Origin of the sequence: Mobilicoccus massiliensis (assembly GCF_000826525.2) — a bacterium.
Taxonomy (GTDB): Bacteria; Actinomycetota; Actinomycetes; order Actinomycetales; family Dermatophilaceae; genus Mobilicoccus; species Mobilicoccus massiliensis.
In genome coordinates this window covers 70,926-93,949 of sequence record NZ_LN651325.1, presented here as the reverse complement: position 1 = coordinate 93,949, position 23,024 = coordinate 70,926, and the positions used below count along the sequence as shown (strand labels likewise).

Genomic DNA, 23,024 nt, shown 5'->3' with positions numbered 1-23,024 from the left:
ATTCACCCCGGGCGAGGCCGAGGTCAGGGCCGGCCGCCGCCCTCGCGCAGAACCCGCAGGTGCGCGACCCGGCCGAAGCCGTCGGTGCCGTCGCCCTCACCGGCCTGGTCGTCGAAGGAGTCCAATCCGGGCAGCGGCGGCGAGGCGGTCTCACGCTGTTCGCGCACGGCCTCGGCCACGGCGAGGAGGTCGTCGCCGTCGCGGGCCTCCTCGAAGTGCGTCGCGAGCCGCACGAGTTCCCAGCCCTGCGGCGCGGTGAGTCGCTCGGCGTGGAACGAGCACAAGTCGTAGGTGTGCGGCTCCGCGAACGTCGCGAGAGGGCCGAGGACGGCGGTCTGCTCCGCGTAGACGTACGTGAGGGTCGCCACGGCGGATCGCCCGCAGGCCGTTCGAGAACACCGTCGCATCAGACTCACGTGTCAGAGAGTAACGCCGGCGACCGGCCCTGACGCGCGCTGCCACGCCGACAACAGGGTCCGCCGGGCCGCGTCGGAGCTCCGCGATCGGGGCGGGTGGCGCCGTACAGTGACGGCCATGAACCGACGTCCGCCCCGCCCGCTGCGCCGCCGCGACCGCCACGGCCGAGGCGTGCGCGGGCCGCTCGTGTGGCCCCCGGTGCCGTCGATGACCTCGCGGTCGGAGACGTTCGACGACCTCGTGCTCGACGCGGTCGAGCGGGTGGAGCGCCGGGTGGGCTCGGGCATCGGCGACATCGAGTTCGCGGTCGAGCTCGTGCCGCCCACCGACCCGACGCCGTTCGAACCGGACCGGGTGCCGCTCAGCCGCCTCTTTCCGGCCGAGCGCGGGATCCCGGCCCGCATCGTGCTCTACCGACGTCCGGTCGAGACCCGCGCCGACGACCCCCGCGACCTCGCCGTGATGGTCAACGACATCGTCGTCGAGCAGATCGCGAGCGCCCTCGGCGTCGAGCCCACCTCGCTCGACCCGGGCTACCAGGGCGACGAGGAGTTCTGAGCGGACTGCTGAGCGGGTTCACGCGGCCTCGGCACACCGACGGCCAGTGACAGGCCGCCGAGGACAGGCCGCCGACGACAACTGGTCTACGACGACAACTGGACTACGGCGACAGACGACGGCGGCGCGGACCCCGTGGGATCCGCGCCGCCGTCGACATGTCTCGGCCCGCCGTTCAGACCGCGCGCCGCCGCAGCTTGCGACGCTCACGTTCGGAGAGTCCACCCCAGATACCGAAGCGCTCGTCGTGCTCGAGGGCGTACTCGAGGCACTCGGCCCGCACGTCGCAGCCGACGCAGACGCGCTTGGCCTCGCGGGTCGAGCCGCCCTTCTCGGGAAAGAACGCCTCTGGGTCGGTCTGCGCGCACAGTGCCCGGTCCTGCCAGGAGAGCACGGTCTCCTCGACGGCATCCGAACTCGCGACGAGCAATAGTTCGTTCATGGCCCCTCCTGGTGCTGGGTCTGCTGCGTGACGGTGTGCCACCCGAGAGCGGCGCGCCGGCGCGTGGCCCCTCCCCCAGAGGCCCACCCTTGCCGAGGACGTTGCACATAGCGCTTCGCCTTCGGCTCGGGGAGCGACGACACGCAAAATTACACGCGTGTCATCCCGGGAAGTCAAGCGCAGTTCTCTTAGCCTGTAAGGCTGCCCGACCTGGACGAATGACCTGGTCGGGCGACCGAAATGCGTTCGGGGACACCGTTGCACACCCCCTGGTGACCACCTCACGCGGGGCCGTTTCCACCCCCTGCCCACACCCTCGAGAACGAGGTCATCGCCACCCGTCGCGCACCTCGAGAACGCCCTGTCGGGCCCGCCGGAGGCGCCGACGAGGCCGCCTCTGGATGCCCGACGCCCCCTACCGAGAGCGAGGTGGCGGGGCGCGTTCGATGCACGCCATGCGGCATCCGTGCACGCCTCGTGCGCACCGAGCACGCCTTCGACGACGTGCCAGGTCTACCGAAGCCATGCATGCATGCGATCGCCTGACGTGGACCCTCCCCGGCGTCCCCTGCGTCATGTCGATCACCGGGCGTAGGCCTCGTGGAGCGGGTGGGAGACTGTCGCCCATGCATCTCACCGTCCTCGCCTGTGGCCTCGGTGGCGCGGCGTTCGTCTCCGACCTGTTGACGTGGCGGGAGGCGTCGTCGAACTCGACCGACGTGACGATCGTCGCGGGGACCGCCGAGGACATCACGTTGTGCGGATTGCGGTTCTGCCCGGAGCTCGATGCCGTCGCCGACCTGCTCTCGCCGGAGGCGGATTCGCCGGGCCGGGTGACACACGCCGTGCGTGACGAGTTGCGGAGATGGGGCGCCGTCCCCGACTGGTTCCCTGCCGACGACCGGACCTTCGCGCGAGCGATCGCGCGCAGCCGGTGGCTCGGTTCGGGCGTCTCGCTCTCACAGACCTGCGACCGGATGGCCGCCGTCGAGGCGCGAGCCCGTCTGCTGCCGATGAGTGATCAGCCCGTCGAGGCCCACGTCGTTCTCGACGACGGCGATTCACAGCGCGCCGTCCACGCCCGCGAGTGGGCATCGACCCGGATGTCCGGCGACGATGCACGCCCCGTGCGCATCAGCGCCGCCGGGCTCGCGAGCGCGACACCGGCCCCCGGGGTGCTCGAGGCGATTCGCGGGGCCACTGCGGTGCTGGTTCCGCTCACCGCACCGGTCACCGGCCTCGGAGTGATGCTCGGCCTCCCCGGCGTCCGTGATGCTCTCCGAGGGACATCCGCGCAGGTCATCGGCGTCGGCCCCACGCTCCTGCCGATGCGGGGCGACGAGGCGGCGACCGTGCAGCCCCTCGACCTCGACTACACCTCGAGAGATGTTGCCGCCGGGCTGTACGCCGACATCCTCGACGGCTGCGTCGTGCCGGACGCCGAGTTCGATGCCGTCCGGAGTTCACTGCGCGACACGGCCGTACGCGGGATCGCGGAGCCGCTCCCGGGCGTGCTCGCAGGAACCGCCGTGCGCCTGGCCGGCGAGATCTCCGAGGAAGTGGCCTCGTGAACCCCGGCAGTCTCTCGATCCGTCCTCTTCAACTGTCCGCGGGCGGCCCGGCCGACGTCGCTGCCCAGGTGCGAGCGCTGCTGGATGACATCGGCGGGGTGCTCGTGGTCGACGCGACGGTGCTGGGCCCCCGGCTGCCCGCTCGGGAACGGGTGGTCGAGGTCATGCGCCGTGGTCACTCCGTCGTGAGCGAACGTCTCGGCCCCGAGGGGGTGCGACGGGTCGTCCGTGTGATCCGAGCCGACGGCTCCTGCGCCGATCTCGTCGACGCCGGCGCCCAGGCCGCCGGCGACGGGATGGTCGCCTTTCCTCCGGTCGATGCCGGTGCCGCTGCGTCCGAGCTGCGCGTGGCGCTCGGTGGGACGGTGGAGGTCGTCCTCGCCTCCCGTGCGTCGACGACTCCGGTGGCCCCCGTGGCCCTGGCGGTGGCGGGCGAGGCACCGTCGATGCTCGCCACGCTGCTGGGCTGCGTCGACGCCCCAGCCGTCCTCGTCACGGGCTACGACGACACCGTCGACCTCTCGGACGGCGGCGCCGTCGTGGACGATCACGGCTACGAGGCGGTGCGGACCGCCCTGGGCGTCGTACCGGGCACGGCGGCGGCGTTCGAGGCCGGGCTGCCCGCGGAGGGTGACGACGTCGAGGAGCGCATCGCCCGCGCCTGTCGTGTCGCTGCTCAGCCGTTCCCGGTGGTCGGCGACGGCCACCCGGCGCGCAAGTACGTGCGGATGCGCGTCGACCTCGACGCGGTGACGCTGACGACGGTCCAGACCGGGGTGCGCGTTCAGGCACCCGACGATCTGTCGCTCGGCGTAGCGGTGGGTCGGCTCGTCGTCGCCCTCGCGGCCGAAGGCATCGCGGCCACACCCGTACAGCACGGCGTCGACGCGGGCGGGCCGAGCGCTCTCGTCGCCTACCTCGACGATGCGGGCGCGCCTGGGCGACACTGACCCGGCGACTCGAGGTTCGGCTACCTCCGCCGCGCCACCGAGGGGGTGTGGGTGCGGATGGTCATGCGGGGTCCGCGGCGGGGGCGGTGGATCCCCCCGAGTTCGAGGAGCCGCTGTACCCGGAACCGGTGGCCGGCGTACGGCGCGAGCAGCTCGGCGAGGCCGTCGTCGTCGACCGGGGAGCCGGTGAGGGCCCAGCCGATGTCGGCGGGCACGTGGTAGTCGCCGAAGCTCACCGCGTCGGCATCGCCGAGCGCCCGCTGGGCGACCTCGGCCGCCGTCCACACGCCGATGCCGGGGATCGCGCGCATGCGGCGGTGCGCCGTCTGCAGCGGTAGGTGGGCGCACTCGTCCAATCGGCCTGCGTAGGAGACCGCGCGCAGCACCGTGGAGGCGCGGGTCGCGTCGACCCCGGCCCGGGCCCACTCCCACGAGGGGATGCTCATCCACCGTCGCGGAGTCGGCGGGGTCGTCAGCCCGAACGGCCCGGGTGCCGGGTCGCCGAACTTTCGCACGAGGTAGCGGTATCCGGCGAAGGCCTCCGCGCCCGTGACGAGTTGCTCGATGACCGCGGGGACGAGCGCCGCGACGACGAGCCCCGTCGAGGGCACCCTCCACCCGGGAAACCGGCGCCACAGCTCGGCGACCAGGTCGTGGTGCGGCACGAATCCCGTGGGGTCGTCGTCGGCGCCGAGCATCTGCGGCAACCGGTCACACACCCACTCGGCGCCCGGACCCCACCCGGTGACCTCGATCTCGCCGAGCCGCGCGTGCTCGGTGAAGCGCACAGCGACGCAGCCGCCGGGGGTGTGCCACGTCGTCGCGAAGCCGCCGGGGGTCGAACGCCACGTCGGATCGCCGCTGCCGCGCCGCAGAGTGCCCAGAGTCGCCATGAGCGAGACGGGTCGCCCCGGCGCCCAGCGACGACTCATCGTCGTCGCCGCCTCACCCGTGTCGATCACCGTCTCGTTCATCGCCTGGAAGCGTACGGATACCCACCGACAGCCCTACCCCGGCCACTCGTCGGGACGTCGTGATGCCCACCCGGGAGACGCCAGGCAGGGGCCCGGCTCGCCCCGTCGGCCCCACGAGCAGCACTCCTGGGGTAATAGGCGGACGCCGAGCAAGGCCGGCTCGAACTGCGCTCCAGGAGCTCGGCGACGACTCCCGCAGGACAGACGAGCCTGGAAGCAAAGATCCCTTTGCATGCGTATCTATGCAAAGGTATGTTTGCGATCATGGATTCGACTGCTGGACATGTTCCAACCCCTGACCAGTTGCGCGGGCTCGCACATCCCACGCGACTCAAGATGCTCGGGCTGCTGCGCAGCGACGGCCCGCAGACTGCGACAGGACTGGCCGGCCAGCTCGGTCTCAACACCGGCGCCACGAGCTACCACCTGCGTCAGCTCGCTTCCCACGGGTACGTCACCGAAGCGACCGAGCTGGGGACCGGGCGGGAGCGCTGGTGGCGGGCTGCACACCGAACGACCCGCGTGGAAGATCCCACAACGCCGGCAGCGGGGGCCTTCTTGCAGACGGTCGTGATCCGCCACACCCAGACTCTGCAGGAGAGCGCGGAGGAGTTCGACGAGCTGCCCGACGCGTGGAAACTCGCATCGACGCACAGCGACTGGATGATGCGGCTCTCGCCGGAACGCGCCCGGGAACTCATGAGGCAGATCTCGGATCTGCTCACCACGGCGATGCATGAAGCGGATGACGAAGGGGGCGATGCCACAGAGGTGTCGGCGCCGGACGACCGCGAGCAGGTCATGTTCCAGTTCCACGTCTTCCCGCGACCCGGCCGCATTCCGCACCGGGCCGAGTCACAGGGTGTCGATCACGAGCCGAAGGCACCCGACGTGCGAGGCGACTGACATGAATTCGCAGCCCTCGACAGACCAGGCCCCCGGCAGCAGGCGTGTGCGGCTCTTCGCGGCGTGGGCAGGCGCAGACGTCGTCTCCGTGTTGGGCAGCCGCCTCGCAGCCCTGGCGATTCCATGGTTCGTGCTGACCACGACGGGATCCGCAGGCCAAACGGGCCTGGTCGTCATGGCACAGCTGGCCCCGATGGTGGTCACGAAATTTCTGGCCGGGCCGTTCCTGGATCGCATCGGCCCGGCTCGCGGGGCGTCCTGGCTGGATGTTGCCAGCGCGGTAGTCGCTGCCATCATTCCGACGCTCCACGCGATGCACCTCCTGACCTTCCCGACCCTCGTGGCACTGGTCACGGTCCTCGGTGCCCTCCGCGGACCCGCGGACGCCGGGAAGTATGCCCTCGTGCCGGAGGTCGCACGTCTCAGCGGGCAGCCACTGGAGCGCGTCACCGGTGTCGCCGGCACCACCGAACGACTGGCAAGCAGCGTCGGCGCAGCCGGTGGCGGCCTACTCATCGCCGCAGCCGGCGCCCCGAACGCCATCATCGCCACCGCCGCGGGATTCGCCCTCTCCGCAGCCCTGATCGGACTCGTTCTCCGACCACACACCAATGTCCCCCGCAAGCAGACGCGTGGCGAGACCAACGCCCCGGGCGCGGCAGATGCCCGGTCTTATCTCGGGCAACTGGCCGACGGCTGGTCCTTCGTCCGTCGTGAACCCGTACTTCGAGCCATCGCAGTCATGGTTGCAGCCACCAACATGATCGACCAGGCATGGGTCGTCGTCCTCGTCCCTGTCTGGGCCACGCACCACGGACACGACTCAGGCTCCGTCGGCCTCGCCTTCGGCACGATGACCGCATCCGCGATCGCCGGATCGCTCATCGCCGCGACGGTCGGCGCCCGCATGCCGCGACTGGCCACCTACTCAGCGGGCTACCTCCTCGCGGGCCTGCCGCGGTTCGCCGTCTTCGCCCTCGACCCGAGCATGCCCGTCATCCTGACGGTTCTCGCGATCGCGGGAATCGGCTCAGGAGTACTCAATCCCATCATCTCCGCCGTTCAGTTCGAGCGAACCCCGGCGCCGCTCGTGAGCCGCGTCAGCTCCCTCGTCACCGCGATGGCGTGGGTCCTCATGCCCTTCGGCGGCCTGCTCGGGGCGCAGCTCCTTGATCGCCTGGGATTGAGCGGAGCCTTCTACGCACTGGGAGCTGCCTACCTCCTTGCCACCCTCGCACCCCTGGTGCTGCCGTCTTTCAGAGCCATGAACGACCGCCCCTCGCGAGCACTCGAGACCGTGACCTGACCAACCCGAGGCGTTCGCGTTTGCCCGGAAGGCCGATGGTGCCGTAGCAATGCAGGCATGACGCGTCCCGATGAGCTCATGCGACTGCTGCGATCCGGTGACTCCGCCCGGCCCCGGATCATCTGGCACGCCCCCGGCGAGCGGATCGAGCTCTCGGGCCGGGTGTTGTCGACGTGGGTCGCCAAGGCCGCTGACCTGCTCCAGGAGGACCTCGACGCCGAGGTCGGCACGCGGGTCCGGCTCGAGGGTGCGCCGCACTGGCGGCTGCTCGTCTGGGCCCTCGCGACATGGACCGTCGGTGGAACGGTGCAGACCCGCGACGGCTCCGAACGGGTGGACGTGCTCGTGGCCGACGGCGAGCGCCTCGCCTCGGGCGAGGTCGACGCCGAGGCGGCGGAGGTCGTCGTCGGCCTGACCCGCGCGGCCCTCGCGCGCCGCAGCCCGGTCGATCTGCCGGACGGGGTGATCGACGAGGCCGCGACCCTGCTCTCCTACGCCGACGAGATGGAGCCCTACGACCGCGCCTCCGACGACGACATCGCCCTGGTCGCCGACTCCCCCGCGGGTGAGATCGCGTACGCGAACCTCGTCGGCGCGGGCACCGCCGACCGGATCCACGTCTCCGGCTCGGTCTCGCTCACCGAGGTCCTGCTCGCGGCCACGTCGGCGTGGGCGGGGGGCGGCTCGGTCGTCCTCACCGATCCCGCCTGGGAGGCCGATCACGGCGGCGATCCGACCTCCGGCGCCTTCGCCGACGTCCTCGAGAGCGAGGGGGTCAGCGCGCCGCGTGCGTGATCGCGCGCCACGTGGCGACGTCGACGACGCCCCCGGCCGTCAGGCCGTAACGCGACTGCACCGCCTGTACGGCACGCTGGGTGGCCGGTCCGAACTGCCCGTCCGCACCGACCTTCAAGGCCTTCTGCAGCGCGACGACCGCCGGGCCCGTCGATCCCCGCCTCAGCGTCTTGTTGGTGTATCCGAGCCACGGGTAGCGGGTGAGTTCCGCGCGATTCCACGTGCGCAGATCGACGACGCCGGTCGTCCGCAGACGCCAGCGCGCCTGGACCCTCTTGACCGCGGCGACGGTGGCGGCGTCCATGCGGCCGGTGACGCGCACACCGAGGGCCGACTGCAGCGCCCGCACCGGCGTGCCGGTCGAGCCCGGCCGCAGCACCGTCTTCTTGTACGCGTCGAGGGGACGGGTGACCGTCGCCGGCAGCGCCACCTTGGGCTTGGGGGCGGCGGGCTCGGGTGCCGTGACGACGGGTCGGGGCGCCGTGTCGTTGCTGCCGGTGGCGGGCGCAGGAGTCCCGACCGTCGCCGGGGGCACCGGTGCCGCCGGCACGAGCCGGTTCCACGTCGCCTTGTCGAACGCGCCGGAGGTCGGCAGACCGTTGGCCCTCTGGTAGGCGAGAACGGCCTGCTGGGTGCCGCGTCCGAAGACGCCGTCGGCCGTGATCCCGATCGCGAACTGGCCGCGCAGGACGTTGGCACGATCCCGCGATCCGATCGCGACGACGGGCAGCGGCGAGGGTGGCGCCGCGGGCAGCCACGACGGGCACGGCGTCGTACGCCGGCCCGTGTAGAGCGGGGCGGGCTGGCCCGCATAGACACGGCAGGTGCCAACGTCCTGCGTGGTCAGGGGCACTCCGCTCCACCACGAGGTGCGGCCCATCGCCCCGTCCCACGTGAGCGAGAGGTGGATGTGGTCGGTGTGCGGACTGGCGCCGGAGTACGGAGTGAATCCACGCTCGGGCGCGTAGGCCCGCCACATCGTCCGGTTCCAGATGACGTACTGGATGCCGAGACGGCGCGCCTTCTCGCCGTCGTTCGCCGTGAGCCAGGCGAGAAACGCGTCCGCGACGGCCTTCTGCTCCGGGTTGCGCACGTCGAGCATCCAGTCGACGGCCCGGCCCTCGTGGTGTTCGCTCAGCGTGCCGTCGCAGTTGCGGGAGACTCCGAAGACGCCCGTGCGGTAGGTGTCGACGAGCAGCCGGCCGAGCTTGACCGAGCCGGCGCGGTCGACGGGATCGCACGACACCCCGGGCTGGTAGGTGGGGCGGGCGTCGAGCGACGAGGGCAGCGACGCGGCGCTGCGCGGCGTCGGGAGCATGACACCGAGGGTGAGGGGGCGGGCACCGGCGACGGGGCCGCGCAGGACGAGGCCGCCGGCGCCGTGCTCGTCGCCTCCCTCGGCGGCAGCGCTCTGGGCGACGACGCCGAGCAGCGTGGCGCCCGCGAGCGCGATCGCGAGAGTGCGGCGTAAGGCGGGCGAGGTCACGGCGTCGTGACGGGTCAAGGCGGCCTCCGGGGAGTCGACGGCGGCAGGCAGAGGTGGAGCACGCCGTGCGGCAGCGGCCGGATCGGCCGCCGTGTCTGGGGGGGGACGTCCTCTTCGTCGGCGCCCCCGGCGGCAGCCTGAGGAAAGACGCGCAGGAGACCGCCTGCGCACACCCGCGCGGGCGTTCCGCCGCCCCGGGACCGCCCGTGCGCGGGCCCCCTGGAACCGGTCTCGGCCGGTAGAGTCCGGGCCATGGACAAAGTCGTCAACAGCGCGGCCGAAGCGGTCGCTGACATCCCCGACGGAGCCACGTTGTCGGTCGGAGGCTTCGGCCTCTGCGGCATCCCCTCGACGCTGATCCAGGCGTTGCACGAGCAGGGCGCCTCCGACCTGTCAGTGGTCTCCAACAACTGCGGCGTCGACGATTGGGGGCTCGGAATCCTGCTGCGCGACAAGCGTCTTCGCCGTATCCAGGCCTCCTATGTCGGTGAGAACAAGGAGTTCGAGCGCCAGTACCTGCACGGTGAGCTCGAGGTCGAACTCACCCCGCAGGGCACGCTCGCCGAGAAGATGCGGGCCGGCGGCGCGGGCATCGCCGCGTTCTACACGCAGACGGGGGTCGGCACTCAGGTCGCCGAGGGCGGGCTGCCGCTGCGGTACGACGCCGACGGCAATGTCGTCAAGGCCTCCGAGCCCAAGGACACGCGGGCCTTCGAGGTCGACGGCGAGATGAAGACGTTCGTGCTCGAGGACGCGATCCGCACCGACTACGGCATCGTGCGTGCGTGGAAGGGCGACCGGTACGGCAACCTCGTGTTCAACAAGGCCGCCCGCAACTTCAACCCGCCGTGCGCCATGGCGGGCAGGATCACGATCGCCGAGGTCGAGGAACTCGTCGAGCCCGGCGAGATCGACCCAGACGAGGTGCACCTGCCCGGCATCTTCGTCCACCGCGTCGTCCTCCTCACCCCCGAGCAGGCCGCCGAGAAGCGCATCGAGCGCCGCACCGTGAGCCCGAGCGAAGGAGCGAACTGAGATGGCTCTCACTCGTGAGCAGATGGCCGCCCGCGCGGCCAAGGAGCTGAAGAACGGCGACTACGTCAACCTCGGTATCGGCATGCCGACGCTCGTGCCCAACTACGTGGGCGACGACGTCGAACTCGTCCTGCAGTCCGAGAACGGCATCCTCGGCACCGGGGCCTACCCGACCGAGGAGAACGTCGACCCCGACCTCATCAACGCGGGCAAGGAGACCGTGACGGTGCGCAAGGGCGCCTCGTACTTCGACTCCGCAACGAGCTTCGGCATGATCCGAGCCGGCAAGGTCGACGCCGCGATCCTCGGTGCGATGCAGGTGAGCGCGGCCGGTGACATCGCGAACTGGATGATCCCCGGCAAGATGGTCAAGGGCATGGGCGGCGCGATGGACCTGGTCCACGGCGCGAAGAAGGTCATCGTGCTCATGGACCACAACGACCGCAAGGGTGGCGCCAAGATCCTTCGCGCCTGCACCCTGCCCATCACCGGCCTGGGTGTCGTGCAGCGCATCATCACCGACCTGTGCGTCTTCGACGTCACCGAGAACGGGCTCGTGCTGCGCGAACTCGCCGAGGGTGTCACCGAGGACGAGGTGCGCGAGCGCACCGACGCCCCGTTCGAGGTCGACATCACGACGACCCACCTGGGCGACTGAGTCGGCGTTCCACACACGCTCGGGCGGATGGGCCGGTGGCCCGCTCGCCCGAGCGTTGCCGTGTCGGCACCTCGTGTGCGCCTCCCGAGATCAGCGGCCCGTGTACGCGCCCTTCTTGACGACCGTCGCCTTGGCGGTGCCGACGTACAGGGTGCGCCGCCCGTCGCGGGCCGTCGCGATGACGTCGGCACGTCGGTCCTTGGTCACGTCGCGCAGTTCGAGGGCTCGGAACGCGCCCCAGCCTCCGCCGAGGGTCCGGGCCGCGAGCACCCCGGCCTTGCCGTTCCCGCGCAGCACGACGAGGCGGTTGCTCGTGTCGACGGCGACGACATCGGCACGACGGTCGTAGTCGACGTCGCCGACGCCGACGAGACGGGCGAGGCGGGTGGGCGACTTCGCCACCGGGGCGGCCTTGGCGTAGCGACCGCGGCCGAGACCGCGTTCGATGACGAGCCGCCCGCCCGAGATGCGCAGGCGGTCGGGAGTGCGGTCTCCGCTCCACTCGGCGACGAGCGTGGTCGGGCCGACGGGCGTGGGGGCCGGTTTCGGAGTAGCGGGCAGGCCGGGGGTGCCCGGACGCGTCGTGCCGTCGGCGGCGCTGATCGCGAACCATTCGGAGCGCAGCCCGAGCACCTGGCGCAGTTTGGCGCCGCTGACGTCGACGCTGCGGGTCGCCCCGACGAGCCGCACCGTCTTGACGCGGCCGCCGAGCGTGCCGTTGCCGTCGCGTGAGACCACCTGCAGCGACTGGAGCTTGCCGAGGCCGAACTGACGCTCGAGCGTGGCGGCGGCGACGTCCTTCGTCCACACACCTCCGGAGGTCTGCTTGCGACCGTCGTAGGGGTCCGGCTTCGCGACCTGCGAGAACGCGCCGCCGTCGACGGTGTAGCCGCCGTTGGAGGCCGAGAACTCCGCGAACACGAAGTTGTTGCCCGGCGTCTTGAGCACCGTGCCGGAGGTGAGGGCGATGGCGGCGTTGGCGCGAGCATCGTCGAGGGGCGTTCGGCGACCTTGAGACGAGGACGCGGCGCCGCGGTAGACCTGGCAGGCGACCGTGTCGCAGATGTCCCACGGGGCGCCGGCGGCCCGCTTGCGTGCCCGATAGGCCGAGGCGTACGTGCGCGCGGCCACCGACTGCGCCGCGATCGCGTTCTTGTGCCACGAGGACGGCATCTCGTTGGGCACGACCCCGCGCAGGTAGCGCTCCGTCGTCGTCGAGACGATGGTGATGACCTTGTTCCCCTCGCGGCGGGCGATCACCCGCCCGGGGAACGCCTCGGCGGCACCCCCGGGCATCGTCACCTCCACGGTGTCGCCGGCCGTGAACACCACGGTGTCGGTCGCCGGGATGCGGAAGTTCTGCCACGTGCCGCTGATGTCCATGAACTGCAGCGCGACGCCCTTACCGCTCGGCACGACACGCCAGGGCCCGTGGCCCGGCCCGCCCGGCAGCCCGTAGCTCTGGCGGCCGACGATCGCCTGCAGCTCGAGCTGCTTGGGAATGTTCGTGATCCCGTCGTTGTCCCGCGAGATCCACACGCGCATCTCCGAGTTCGCCTGCCTGGCCTGCGTGGCGCCCGGGTAGTAGAACGAGAGGATCTGGGGCCAGGAGAGGCCGGCGTCGGCGGCTCCGTACGCGCCCCACTGGCTCATCCCCCGGCCGTGGCCGTAGCCTCGGCCGTCGAGAGTGACCCGTCCGTCCTCCGGCACGGTCGTCACCGGATCGGCCGCGTGTGCGGCGATCGGGGCGACGCCGAGATCGGCGGCGAGGAGCGCGAATCCGAGGGCGGGCACGACGGCGGCACGGGCGAGGGTGAGCGGCTTCACGCCCCTCTCATCGGCCCGAGACCGCCGAGACTTGACCGTCTCGGCCGGCGCCGGCACGACTCAGGCCCCCGACCCGGCACCGAAAGTGCAGGTCAGAGGCCCGAGTGCGATCCTCGAAAGAGATCGAGGTTACGTGGGCCGGCGCTCGGCTCAGAGATCGATCGTGCGTCCGGCCTGAGCCGACTCGAGGACGGCCTCGGCGACCCGGACGACCGCGGACCCCTGCTCGAGGGTGACGATGTCGGCGTCCCTGCCCAGCACCGCGTCACGGAAGTTCTCGTGCTCGACGAGCAGCGGCTCGCGCTTGGGGATCGCGTAGCGCACGACGTCGCCCTCGGAGACCCCGCGGAAGTTCGCGACGTCGTCCCACTCGGTGCGCACGTTGCCGTTGGCGTGGAACGTGAGGTCGGCGGTGAGGGTGTCGGCGACGAACGCGCCCTTCTCGCCGGTGATGACCGTGATGCGCTCCTTGAACGGGCTGAGCCAGTTGACGAGGTGGCTCGTGATCGTGCCGTCCGCGAGCTGGCCGGTGACGCTCACCATGTCCTCGAACTCCCGACCGCTGCGGTAGGCGGTGCGCGCAGCGACCGCGGCGAACGGCTGCTGACGCACCCAGCTCGTGAGGTCGATGTCGTGGGTCGCGAGGTCCTTGACCACGCCCACGTCGGCGATGCGGGCCGGGAACGGACCCTGGCGCCGGGTGATGATCTGGTAGACGTCGCCGAGGTCACCGTTCTCGATGCGGGCCCTGGCCTGCTGCAGCGCCGGGTTGTACCGCTCGATGTGACCGACCGCGCCGACCAGGCCCTTCTCGGAGAACGCGTCGGCGATCTTCTGAGCGCCCGGGGTATCGGTGGCGAGCGGCTTCTCGATCATCGCGTGCACACCGGCGTCGGCCAGGGCGAGCGCGACGTCGACGTGGTAGGCGGTGGGCACCGCCACCATGCAGTAGTCGAGGTTCTGCTCGATGAGCTCGTCGATGCTCGACAGCAACGGGCGGCCCTTGGCGACTCCGTGCGGATCCTGCCCGCTCGCGTCGGCGACCGCGACGAGGTCGACGCCCTCGAGGCCGGCGAGAACGCGGCCATGGTGGCGGCCCATCATGCCGAGGCCGATGAGGCCCGCGCGCAGGTTCGCCATCACGCACCCGCCTTCGCGAGCGCGTTGACGGCCTCGACGATGCGCTCGAGACCGGAACGGTCGACGCTCGGGTGAACCGGCAGCGACAGGCACTCGGCGGCGGCCTTGGCCGTGGCCGGCAGGTCGGCGTGTGCGTTGCCCGCGAACGGGGCGAGCTCGTGGTTGGGCACCGGGTAGAACATGCCCGAGCCGACGTTGTACTCGCTCTTGAGCGCCGCGGAGAACTCGTCGCGGCCCTCGGGCACCCGGATCGTGTACTGGTGGTACACGTGCACCGCGCCCTCGGCCACCGGCGGCGTCGTCACGCCCTCGAGGTTGGCCGAGAGGAACTCGGCGTTCTGCTGACGCGTGCGCGTCCACGCGTCGACCTTCTTCAGCTGCTCACGGCCGATCGCGGCGTGGATGTCGGTCATGCGGTTGTTCAGGCCGACGACCTCGTTGTGGTACTGCTTCTCCATGCCCTGGTTGCGGTAGAGCCTCACCTTGCGGGCCAGTTCGGGGGTCTCGCAGGAGACCATTCCGCCCTCACCGGAGGTCATGTTCTTGGTGGGGTACAGGCTGAACATCCCCCAGGCGCCGAACGCGCCGACCGGCGTGCCGTCGAGCGACGCGCCGTGTGCCTGCGCGGCGTCCTCGAAGATCATCAGGTCGTGCCGGCGGGCCAACTCGATGAGCGCCGGCATGTTCGCCGGGTGGCCGTAGAGGTGCACCGGCATGATGCCGACCGTGCGCTCGGTGATGACCGACTCCACGCTCTTCGGGTCGAGGCAGAAGCTGCCCTCCTCGATGTCGGCGAACACCGGTGTGGCCCCCGTGAGTGCCACGGAGTTCGCCGTGGCGGCGAACGTGAACGACGGCACGATGACCTCGTCACCGGGGCCGACGCCGGCGGCGAGCATGCCCAGGTGCTGACCCGACGTGCCGGAGTTCACGGCCACGCACTCGCGACCGAGGCCGAAGTGCTCGGAGAACTCCTGCTCGAACGCCTTGACCTCCGGGCCCTGGGCGAGCATTCCACTGCGCAGCACCCGGTCGACCGCTGCGCGTTCCTCATCACCGATGAGGGGCTTGGCGGGAGGGATGAAGTCGGTCATGTCGAGGTTGCCCCTTCCAGGCGTACCGCTTGATCGTCGATGACCCTCGACCAGGAGGTCGCGGGCCCTCAGTGCGCCGACGGCTGCCCCCCGCACCCATCCCGGACGTGGCGCCCCCGCCGAGTGTCGTCTCGACGCGGCATCGAGCCGGTCCACGCCCCGCGCTGGTGCTCGGGGCAGAATGGGCGGCGTCAGGCACGGCCGTCACCGCCCGCCAGCCTACCGTCGCACCAGGTCCGCACGTGAAAGGTCACCCCGATGAAGGTTCTGAGTGTCGTCGGCGCTCGCCCGCAGTTCGTCAAGCTCGGCCCGGTCGCCACCGCGCTCACCTCCGCGGGTGTCGAGCACGTCATCGTCCACACCGGGCAGCACTACGACGCCGTGATGTCGGACGTGTTCTTCGACGACCTGGGCATCCCCAAGCCCGACGTCCACCTCGGCGTCGGCTCCGGCAGCCACGGTGTGCAGACCGGCTCGATGCTCGCCGGGCTCGACCCGGTGCTCGACGAGCACCGTCCCGACTGGGTCCTCGTCTACGGCGACACGAACTCCACGCTCGCCGCGGCCGTCTCGGCCGTGAAGATGCACCTGCCGGTCGCGCACCTCGAGGCGGGCCTGCGCTCGTTCAACCGGCGCATGCCCGAGGAGCACAACCGGGTGCTCACCGACCACGCCGCCGACCTGCTGCTCGCGCCCACCGACGAGGCGATGCGCCACCTCGCGCACGAGGGCCTCGCCGAGCGGTCGATCATGGTCGGCGACGTGATGACCGACGTGTGCTTCAAGGTGCGCGACCAGGTGGCCGACACGCCGCTCAGCGACGCACTCGACGTCTCCGGCGTCGGCGACCTCGACCTGTCCCGGCCGTTCCTGCTCGCGACGATCCACCGCCCCGACAACACCGACACCCCCGAACGTCTGGGCGCGATCCTCGACGCGCTGCGCGCGGCCCCCGCACCGGTCGTGCTGCTCGCCCACCCCCGGCTCGTCGCCAAGGCCCAGCAGCACGGGCTCGACCTCGTCGGCGGATCCCTCTTCGGCACCACCCCGCTCGCCTACCCCGAGATGGTCCGCGCGGTCATGGGCGCCGCCGGCGTCGTCACCGACTCCGGTGGCCTGCAGAAGGAGGCCTATCTCCTCGGCACACCGTGCACGACGATCCGCCCCGAGACCGAGTGGGTCGAGACGCTCGAGGGCGGCTGGAACATCCTCGACAACGACCTCACCCGGCTCGCCGACGTCGCCCTGCGCGAGGCCCCCACCACCGACCGCGGCACCCCGTACGGCGATGGTCACACCGCCGACCGGGTCGCGCGGGTACTGATGGAACGCGCGCGCTGAGGGCAGGGCCTGCGCCGGCGCGTCTGCACGACGCGTCAGAGTGTGATGCAGTTCACATCGCAAGCCCTCACGTCAGGGCCATGAAACCCGTTGGCGCACATGGACATTCAGCGCAGCACACGCCCGCCTCCGCCCCGGCGGGAGACGTTGTGCCGCATACGAATTCGCCTGTGGATAAGGCGTTGATCGAATGCGCGTTCGATAGAATCGAGGCATGACCACGGCGCCCGTCATCGAACTCCCGCCCCCGGCGGGCCACGGTGATGTTCTCGCGCGATTGCAGGAGGCTCGGCAGCTGCTCGTCGGGATTCCCGGCGACCTCGCGGGTGTGATGTCCGACGATCTCGCGGCCCTCGCCGCGGAAGCGGCCGCGGTGGCGGCGGCGGCGGACGCCGCCCAGGCCGCCGTCGTGCTCGAGGCCTCCTCGCGGGGAGTCATCGCGACCTCCGATCATCCGCGGCCCCAGCGGTGGGTGGAGCAGTCCTGCCGCGAGGGCGGGGTGCCGGTCACGCGGCGCGCGGCGCGGGATCTGCACGAGGTCGCGCTCACGTGCGCCGGGCCCGACGCCGAGCGCATCCGTGAGGCGGTCACCTGCGGGCGACTGCCGGTCGAGTCCGCCGGGCTCGTGGCGCGCATCTTCCGCCGACTGCGAGCCTCGGTCGACTATCCCGACTGGGACGCCCTCGCCCAGATCGTCGTCGACTGGGCCGCCTCCGGCGCCTCACCGGGCAGGCTGCGGGCGATGGAGGACGCCGTCCTCGGTCAGTACGGCACCGCAACCCAGTTGGACGAGAAGCACGAGCGGCAGCACCGGCTGCGGGAGTTCTCCGGATTCCGGCCCGACCGCTCCGGCATGCTCGTCGCCACACCTCGTCTCGACCCGGCCTCGGAGGCGGTCGTCACCGCGGCGATCCAGGCCCTCTCCGCGCCGGCCCCCGTCAAGGACGACCGGGGCGACGTCGTCGAAGCCGACCTGCGCACTCCCGGGCAGCGCCGGGCCGACGCGATCGTACGTCTCGCCGGCCTCGCGACCACCCCGCGCGTCGACGTCCCGGGCAGCGGGGCGCGAGCCCGCGTCACCGTGACGATGACCCTCGCCGACCTCGTCTCCGGCACCGGATCCGCCTCCACCGCGCTCGGGCAGACCCTCTCCCCCGCCGAGGCCCGCACGCTCGCCTGCGACGCCGAGATCATCCCGGCGGTGCTCGGCAGCGCCGGCGACGTGCTCGACCTCGGCCGCGCCACCCGCCTCGTCACCCCGGCGCAGCGAGCGGCCCTGCACGTGCGGGACCGGGGCTGCACCTATCCGGGCTGCGGAGCACCGCCGGGATGGTGCGACGGGCACCACATCCGCCACTGGGCGACGTTCGGCCCCACCGACATGACGAACCTCGCCCTGTTGTGTCGACATCACCACACGCTCGTCCACCGCCACGGCCACACCGCGACGGTCGACGACACCGGTGTGCGCTGGCGCAGATCCGACGGCAGCCCGATCGGCAACACCCCGCGCGTTCGACGGCTCGCCGACCGATGACCTCTGCCCGCGCCTATGGTCGTGCCATGCCCGCACCGATCGTCGTCCTTCACGCCGCCTACGGGCTCACACCCGGCACCCTCGCGCTCGCCGAGGACCTGCGCGCTGCGACCGGGCGGGAGGTGATCACCCCCGACTACTACCGCGGCGAGGTCTTCACCGACGAGGCCCGCGGCGTCGCCCACCGTGACGAGGTCGGCTACCGGACCCTCCTCGACCGCGTGCGCGACGACCTCGTGGGGGTGCCGAGCGACGCCGCGTTCGTCGGACTCTCGCTCGGGGCGTCGTTCGCGCAGCGCCTCACCGCCGAACGCCCCGCCATGAGTCTGTGTGTCCTCATCGGCAACACGAACCCCGTGCGCGGGGCGTGGCCCGGCGTGCCGGTACAGGTCCACCACTACGCCGACGACCCGTGGGTGAACAGCGCCGACGTCAGCGACCTCGAACGCGTCGTCCGCGAGTCCGGTGCCACGTTCGAGCACGTCGTCGCCCCGGGAGCCGGGCATCTCTTCACCGAGCCCGCCCTCCCCGAACACGACCCGGCCCTCACCGCCGAGGTCGTCGACCGGATCGCGAGGCGTCTGAGCGCGTAATGCTTGCGGCCGGCCGTGCTCGTTGTGGACGAGGACCCGGTGGGGCACCACTGCCGTCCATGGCGCGCCGACGATGACGACGTGACCCTGGACGCCATCTGGCCGAGACGAGAACATGACCTCTGTGACGCTGCCCACCCACCGCTTCACGGCGACCGACCTCGCCGGTATGCCCGATGACGGGAACCGCTACGAGCTCGTCGACGGTGCGCTCATCGTGACCCCGGCACCCGTCCCGCGGCACCAGCGGGTGTCGGGTCGACTGTTCCTCGCGCTCTGCGCCGCCTGCCCGGCCGGGCTCGAGGTCTTCGCGGCCCCCTTCGAGGTGCGGCTGGCGCCGAACGCCGTCGTCCAGCCCGATCTCGTCGTGGTCGATCCCGATGCACTCGACGAAACCGGGCTCACGGGGCCGCCGCTGCTCGCGGTGGAGATCCTCTCCCCCAGCACCCGACTGATCGACCTGGGGCTCAAGAAGACGCGTTACGAACTCGCCGGGTGCCCCACCTACTGGGCCGTCGATCCTGGGGATGACGGCGGGCAGCCGTGGATCAGGGCTTGGGAGCTGCACGACGGTCGATACGTGCAGGCCGGTCACTCGGTCGGCGAGTCGGCCTTTCACACGCACCGGCCGTTCGAGATCGACGTCGTCCCGAGCGACCTGGCCCGACAATCCGGTGGACGCCCGCCGCGCGATCCCGGCACGCTCGGGGCATGAACGAACTCCTGCGTGCGTACGACGACATCCGGGGCGAGCGAGAGGTGCCGGGAGCCGTCTCCGTGCGCGCCGACGGCGAGGTCGTCGTCGCGAGGTTCACCGGCGGGCGAGGGTTCGTCACCCACCGGCACGAGGCGCTCGCCGGCCTCGGAGACGACGAGATCGCCCGGCTCGTCGACCGGGTGCTCACGACGTTCGTCGAGGATCCCGACATCGAGCGTGTCGAGTGGAAGACGCGCGCGCACGACCCGAACGGCGACGTCCTCGAACGCGCCCTCACATCACACGGATTCACCCCCGACGAGGCGGAGTCGGTGATGATCGGGCGCGCCGGCGACCTCGCCGTCGACGTTCCCCTGCCCGAGGGCGTGACGATCCGCCGCATCCACTCCGAACGAGACGTGCGGGCGATGTGCGCGATGACCGACGAGGCGTTCGGCGATCCCCCGAGCGATCGGATCGCCGAGGCCCTCCTCCACCGGCTCTCCCTGGGCCGCGACGACATGGAGGTGTGGGTCGCCGATCTCGACGGCGAGCTCGTCTGCGGCGGGCGTCTCGAGCCCGTGGCCGGCAGCCGCATCGCCGGTCTGTGGGGCGGAGCGACACGCGGTGACCAGCGCGGACGCGGCATCTACCGCGCTCTGACCGCGGCGCGTGCCCGTTCGGCGATCGCGCGCGGTTTCGACTACCTACACAGCGACTCCACGGAGTACTCGCGACCGATCCTCGCCCGCGCGGGCTTCGAGCGCGTCACGACGACGACCCCGTACGAGTGGCGGCGGTGAGCCTCAGGCGTCGGCGGTGAGGGTCTCGACGATGATCTTCTTGACGATCTCGGCGTCGTTGGGCACCTCGACGACCCGCCGGTCGGCATCGGCGAGGTAGGCGAACTGCTCGGGCACCTCGGGGTCGCGCCCCACGGCCTCACGGATGGTCTCGGCGAACTTCACCGGCAGCGCGGTCTCGAGCACGACGATCGGTGAGGTGACCTCGCCCGCGTCGAGGACGTCGAAGGCGACCTTGAGCGCGTCGGCCGTGTGCGGGTCGACGAGGACGCCGTACTGCCGCTCGACCGCGGCGATCGTCGAGACGCGGTCGGCGTGGGTGGACGTGCCCGAGAGGAACCCGTACCGCTCCCGGGCGTCGGCGAACGCGGGATCGCCGGAGAGGTCGAAGCCTTGTCCCGTGCCCAGGCCGGAGAACAGCTCGGCCGTGCGGGCGCCGTCCCGGCCGAGGAGGTCGAAGACGAACCGCTCGAAGTTGCTCGCCTTGCTGATGTCCATCGACGGCGACGACGTCTCGTGTGTCTCGGCGCTCGTGCGCACCCGGTACACGCCGGTGCGGAAGAACTCGTCGAGCACGTCGTTCTCGTTCGTGGCGACGACGAGCGCCTCGATGGGCACCCCCATCTGCTTGGCGACGTGCCCGGCGCAGACGTCGCCGAAGTTGCCGGTCGGCACCGAGAAGGAGATGCGCTGCCCGGCCGGGTCCTCGAGGTCGGCGGTGGCTCGCAGCCAACACGCGACGTAGTAGACGACCTGCGCCAGCAGTCGTGCCCAGTTGATCGAGTTGACCGCGCCGAGGCGGTGCAGCTCCTTGAAGTCGAGGTCGGAGGCGACCTGTTTGACGATGTCCTGGCAGTCGTCGAAGACGCCGTCGACGGCCATGTTGACCACGGCCGGGTCGTCGACGCTGAACATCTGCGCCTGCTGGAACGGCGTCATGCGCCCGAGCGGGCTGAGCATGAAGACGTGGATCCGCTCGCGGCCCTTCATCGCGAAGATCGCCGAGCTGCCGGTGTCGCCGCTGGTCGCGCCGAGGATCGCGAGCGAGGAGTCGCGCCGCGCCAGCTCGTACTCGAAGAGCTCCCCCAGGAGCTGCATCGCCATGTCCTTGAACGCGGCCGTCGGCCCGTTGCTCAGATGACCGATGAACAGCCGGTCGTCGAGATGGGTGACGGGCACGATCTCGTCGGTCGCGAACTTCTCGCGGGTGTAGGCGCGTTCACAGATGCCGCGCAGGTCTTCGCTCGGGATGTCGTCGATGAACAGCGAGAGGATCGCGTGTGCGAGCGCCGCGTAACCCTCCTCGTCCAGGATGCGCCGCCACCGGGCCAGCGTCGACGCGTCGACCTGCGGGTAGCTCTGCGGCAGGTACAGGCCGCCGTCGGGCGCGAGACCGCCGATGAGGATGTCGCAGAACCGCTGGGACGCGTCGCCGTTCGGGTCACGAGTGGAGAGATAGCGCACGTCACCCAGGGTAGGTCGCAGCCCACTCCGCCCCTCGGAGGCGTCCACGTGTCGACGCGGCACCCGGTGCGGCGGATCAGCGCGTGGAACCCGTGATCCGACGCGCGGGGCTCAGACGCCGGCGGGCCGGTTCAGGCGCGGCCGACCGTGCGGAAGGTGACGTCGCCGAACCGGGCGGGGTCGAGGAAGTTGCGACCGTCGACGACGACCGAGACTCCCGGCAGGTCGTCCTTGCCGAGCCTTGCGTACTCGGCGTGGTCGGCCTGGACGATCGCGACGTCGACCTGCTCGCCCAGGTGGTAGGGCGCCCAGCCGAACTTCTGCAGCTCCTCGTCGGAGTACATCGGGTCGTGCACGGCCACGTCGGCGCCCTCGGCCCGCAGCGCGTCGACCGTGGGAAAGACCCCGGAGAACGCCGTCTCCTTGACTCCGCCGCGGTAGGAGGCGCCGAGCACGACGACCTTCTTGCCGGCGAGGTCACCGGCCGCCCCCTTGGCGAGGCCGACGGTGTAGACGGGCATGTCGGCGTTGGCCTCGCGGGCGGAGCGCACGACCGTCGCCTCGGGGTCGTTCCACAGGTACAGGCGCGGGTAGACGGGGATGCAGTGACCGCCGACGGCGATACCCGGCCGGTGGATGTGGCTGTAGGGCTGGGAGTTGCTCGCGTCGATGACCTGGTAGACGTCGATGCCGTGCGCCGCGGCGAAGCGTCCGAACTGGTTGGCGAGGCCGATGTTGACGTCGCGGTACGTGGTCTCGGCGAGCTTGGCCATCTCGGCGGCCTCGGCCGACCCGAGATCCCACACGCCGTTGCCGCGCTCGAGATCGGGGCGCTCGTCGAAGTCGAGGACGGCCTCGTAGAAGTCGGTGCCGCGGCGAGCGCCGGGCCCGCCGAGCCCATCGAGACCACCGATGAGCTTGGGGTACTTGCGCAGGTCGGCGAACACCCGGCCGGTGAGCACCCGCTCGGGCGAGAAGACGAGGTGGAAATCCTGGCCCTCGACGAGGCCTGAGCCCTGCTCGAGCATCGGCTTCCACCGGTCGCGGGTCGTGCCCACGGGCAGCGTCGTCTCGTAGGAGACGAGCGTGCCGGGCTTGAGGCCGCGGGCGATGTCCTTGGTGGCCGACTCCATCCAACCGAAGTCCGGCTTGCCGTCGGCGTCGACGAACAACGGCACGACCACGACGACCGCGTCGGACTGGCCGACGGCGGAGGCCGTGTCGGTGGTGGCCTCGATGAGTCCCGCTTCGACCGCCGCACCGAGCTTGGTCTGCAGATCCGCCTCGCCCGGGAACGGCTCGGTGCCGGCGTTGACGCTCTCGACGACGGCCGGGTTGACGTCCGCGCCGAGGACCCGGTGGCCCTTGCTGGCGAACTGCACGGCGAGCGGGAGGCCGATCTTGCCGAGGCCCACGACGGTGATGTTCAC

At 71.2% G+C, this 23,024-nt stretch carries 22 protein-coding genes; 13 read left to right on the top strand and 9 right to left on the bottom strand.

Going from position 1 to position 23,024, the window contains the following annotated elements:
- Window positions 1-23: 23 nt before the first annotated feature.
- The gene (locus tag BN1197_RS02145; protein WP_217991139.1) at window positions 24-407 is read right to left on the bottom strand and encodes a DUF3499 domain-containing protein; all 384 of its coding nucleotides are present in this window, start codon (window positions 405-407) and stop codon (window positions 24-26) included.
- 127 nt (window positions 408-534) lie between these two features.
- Between BN1197_RS02145 and BN1197_RS02140 the strand changes: the two genes are divergently transcribed.
- A complete protein-coding gene (locus BN1197_RS02140) occupies window positions 535-975 on the top strand; it encodes a metallopeptidase family protein (RefSeq protein ID WP_040155793.1) in 441 nt (146 codons plus the stop codon).
- A 175-nt stretch (window positions 976-1,150) separates the two neighbouring features.
- Here BN1197_RS02140 and BN1197_RS02135 read toward each other — a convergent pair whose 3' ends face one another.
- Window positions 1,151-1,417 carry a WhiB family transcriptional regulator gene (locus tag BN1197_RS02135; protein ID WP_040155789.1) on the bottom strand — a complete coding sequence of 89 codons (267 nt, stop codon included), beginning with the start codon at window positions 1,415-1,417 and terminating at the stop codon, window positions 1,151-1,153.
- Between the two features lie 626 nt (window positions 1,418-2,043).
- Here BN1197_RS02135 and BN1197_RS02130 point away from each other — a divergent pair.
- Window positions 2,044-2,988 (top strand): 2-phospho-L-lactate transferase CofD family protein, encoded by a 945-nt coding sequence (locus tag BN1197_RS02130; RefSeq protein WP_040155785.1) that lies wholly within the window; start codon window positions 2,044-2,046, stop codon window positions 2,986-2,988.
- Window positions 2,985-3,938 carry a hypothetical protein gene (locus tag BN1197_RS02125; protein ID WP_040155782.1) on the top strand — a complete coding sequence of 318 codons (954 nt, stop codon included), beginning with the start codon at window positions 2,985-2,987 and terminating at the stop codon, window positions 3,936-3,938. The genes BN1197_RS02130 and BN1197_RS02125 overlap by 4 nt, the downstream gene beginning before the upstream one ends.
- Before the next feature lie 20 nt (window positions 3,939-3,958).
- Here the strand turns inward: BN1197_RS02125 and BN1197_RS02120 are convergent, their stop codons facing one another.
- Complete coding sequence (locus BN1197_RS02120) at window positions 3,959-4,912, bottom strand: DNA-3-methyladenine glycosylase family protein (protein WP_245851790.1); 954 nt, start codon at window positions 4,910-4,912, stop codon at window positions 3,959-3,961.
- A gap of 252 nt (window positions 4,913-5,164) precedes the next feature.
- On the opposite strand from BN1197_RS02120, the gene BN1197_RS02115 reads away from it, so the two are divergent.
- Genes BN1197_RS02115 through BN1197_RS02105 form a run of 3 tightly spaced genes read left to right on the top strand, consistent with a single transcriptional unit; the run spans window position 5,165 to window position 7,919 of the window.
- Window positions 5,165-5,818: an ArsR/SmtB family transcription factor gene (locus BN1197_RS02115; RefSeq protein ID WP_040155780.1), complete on the top strand. Its 654-nt coding sequence runs from the start codon at window positions 5,165-5,167 to the stop codon at window positions 5,816-5,818.
- Window position 5,819: 1 nt separating this feature from the next.
- Window positions 5,820-7,124 (top strand): MFS transporter, encoded by a 1,305-nt coding sequence (locus BN1197_RS02110; protein ID WP_217991135.1) that lies wholly within the window; start codon window positions 5,820-5,822, stop codon window positions 7,122-7,124.
- A gap of 57 nt (window positions 7,125-7,181) precedes the next feature.
- Window positions 7,182-7,919, top strand: coding sequence for a TIGR03089 family protein (locus BN1197_RS02105; RefSeq protein ID WP_052465874.1), 738 nt, complete (start codon window positions 7,182-7,184; stop codon window positions 7,917-7,919).
- On the opposite strand, the gene BN1197_RS02100 is transcribed toward BN1197_RS02105, so the two are convergent.
- Window positions 7,900-9,423, bottom strand: a complete 1,524-nt coding sequence (locus BN1197_RS02100; protein ID WP_141397184.1) for a peptidoglycan-binding domain-containing protein — start codon at window positions 9,421-9,423, stop codon at window positions 7,900-7,902. The two genes, BN1197_RS02105 and BN1197_RS02100, sit on opposite strands and share 20 nt — an antisense overlap.
- 234 nt (window positions 9,424-9,657) lie before the next feature.
- Here BN1197_RS02100 and BN1197_RS02095 point away from each other — a divergent pair, with 234 nt between their 5' ends.
- Together BN1197_RS02095 and BN1197_RS02090 are read left to right on the top strand one after the other, a co-directional pair.
- On the top strand, window positions 9,658-10,440 hold the full coding sequence (locus BN1197_RS02095) for a CoA transferase subunit A (protein ID WP_040155771.1): 783 nt from the start codon (window positions 9,658-9,660) through the stop codon (window positions 10,438-10,440).
- Between the two features lies 1 nt (window position 10,441).
- Window positions 10,442-11,098 carry a CoA transferase subunit B gene (locus tag BN1197_RS02090; protein WP_040155769.1) on the top strand — a complete coding sequence of 219 codons (657 nt, stop codon included), beginning with the start codon at window positions 10,442-10,444 and terminating at the stop codon, window positions 11,096-11,098.
- A 90-nt stretch (window positions 11,099-11,188) separates the two neighbouring features.
- Here the strand turns inward: BN1197_RS02090 and BN1197_RS02085 are convergent, their stop codons facing one another.
- From BN1197_RS02085 to BN1197_RS02075, 3 genes are all read right to left on the bottom strand, one after another.
- Window positions 11,189-12,925 (bottom strand): SpoIID/LytB domain-containing protein, encoded by a 1,737-nt coding sequence (locus BN1197_RS02085; RefSeq protein ID WP_052465873.1) that lies wholly within the window; start codon window positions 12,923-12,925, stop codon window positions 11,189-11,191.
- Between the two features lie 150 nt (window positions 12,926-13,075).
- Complete coding sequence (locus BN1197_RS02080; RefSeq protein WP_040155767.1) at window positions 13,076-14,065, bottom strand: Gfo/Idh/MocA family protein; 990 nt, start codon at window positions 14,063-14,065, stop codon at window positions 13,076-13,078.
- Entirely contained in the window at window positions 14,065-15,159 is a 1,095-nt protein-coding gene (locus tag BN1197_RS02075; protein WP_040155760.1) for a DegT/DnrJ/EryC1/StrS family aminotransferase, read from the bottom strand. Before BN1197_RS02075 ends, BN1197_RS02080 begins: the two co-directional genes overlap by 1 nt.
- A gap of 258 nt (window positions 15,160-15,417) precedes the next feature.
- On the opposite strand from BN1197_RS02075, the gene wecB reads away from it, so the two are divergent.
- The 5 genes from wecB to BN1197_RS02050 all read left to right on the top strand — a co-directional run bounded on the left by wecB (window position 15,418) and on the right by BN1197_RS02050 (window position 20,130).
- Window positions 15,418-16,500, top strand: a complete 1,083-nt coding sequence (gene wecB, locus BN1197_RS02070) for a non-hydrolyzing UDP-N-acetylglucosamine 2-epimerase (protein WP_040155759.1) — start codon at window positions 15,418-15,420, stop codon at window positions 16,498-16,500.
- A 214-nt stretch (window positions 16,501-16,714) separates the two neighbouring features.
- Complete coding sequence (locus BN1197_RS02065; RefSeq protein ID WP_052465872.1) at window positions 16,715-18,037, top strand: HNH endonuclease signature motif containing protein; 1,323 nt, start codon at window positions 16,715-16,717, stop codon at window positions 18,035-18,037.
- A gap of 26 nt (window positions 18,038-18,063) precedes the next feature.
- Entirely contained in the window at window positions 18,064-18,630 is a 567-nt protein-coding gene (locus BN1197_RS02060) for a dienelactone hydrolase family protein (protein WP_040155757.1), read from the top strand.
- A gap of 115 nt (window positions 18,631-18,745) precedes the next feature.
- The gene (locus BN1197_RS02055; protein WP_052465871.1) at window positions 18,746-19,345 is read left to right on the top strand and encodes a Uma2 family endonuclease; all 600 of its coding nucleotides are present in this window, start codon (window positions 18,746-18,748) and stop codon (window positions 19,343-19,345) included.
- Window positions 19,342-20,130: a GNAT family N-acetyltransferase gene (locus BN1197_RS02050; RefSeq protein ID WP_040155754.1), complete on the top strand. Its 789-nt coding sequence runs from the start codon at window positions 19,342-19,344 to the stop codon at window positions 20,128-20,130. The genes BN1197_RS02055 and BN1197_RS02050 overlap by 4 nt, the downstream gene beginning before the upstream one ends.
- A gap of 3 nt (window positions 20,131-20,133) precedes the next feature.
- Here BN1197_RS02050 and thrC read toward each other — a convergent pair whose 3' ends face one another.
- Window positions 20,134-21,594 carry a threonine synthase gene (gene thrC / locus BN1197_RS02045; RefSeq protein WP_040155753.1) on the bottom strand — a complete coding sequence of 487 codons (1,461 nt, stop codon included), beginning with the start codon at window positions 21,592-21,594 and terminating at the stop codon, window positions 20,134-20,136.
- Between the two features lie 131 nt (window positions 21,595-21,725).
- Window positions 21,726-23,024, bottom strand: a complete 1,299-nt coding sequence (locus BN1197_RS02040; protein WP_040155751.1) for a nucleotide sugar dehydrogenase — start codon at window positions 23,022-23,024, stop codon at window positions 21,726-21,728.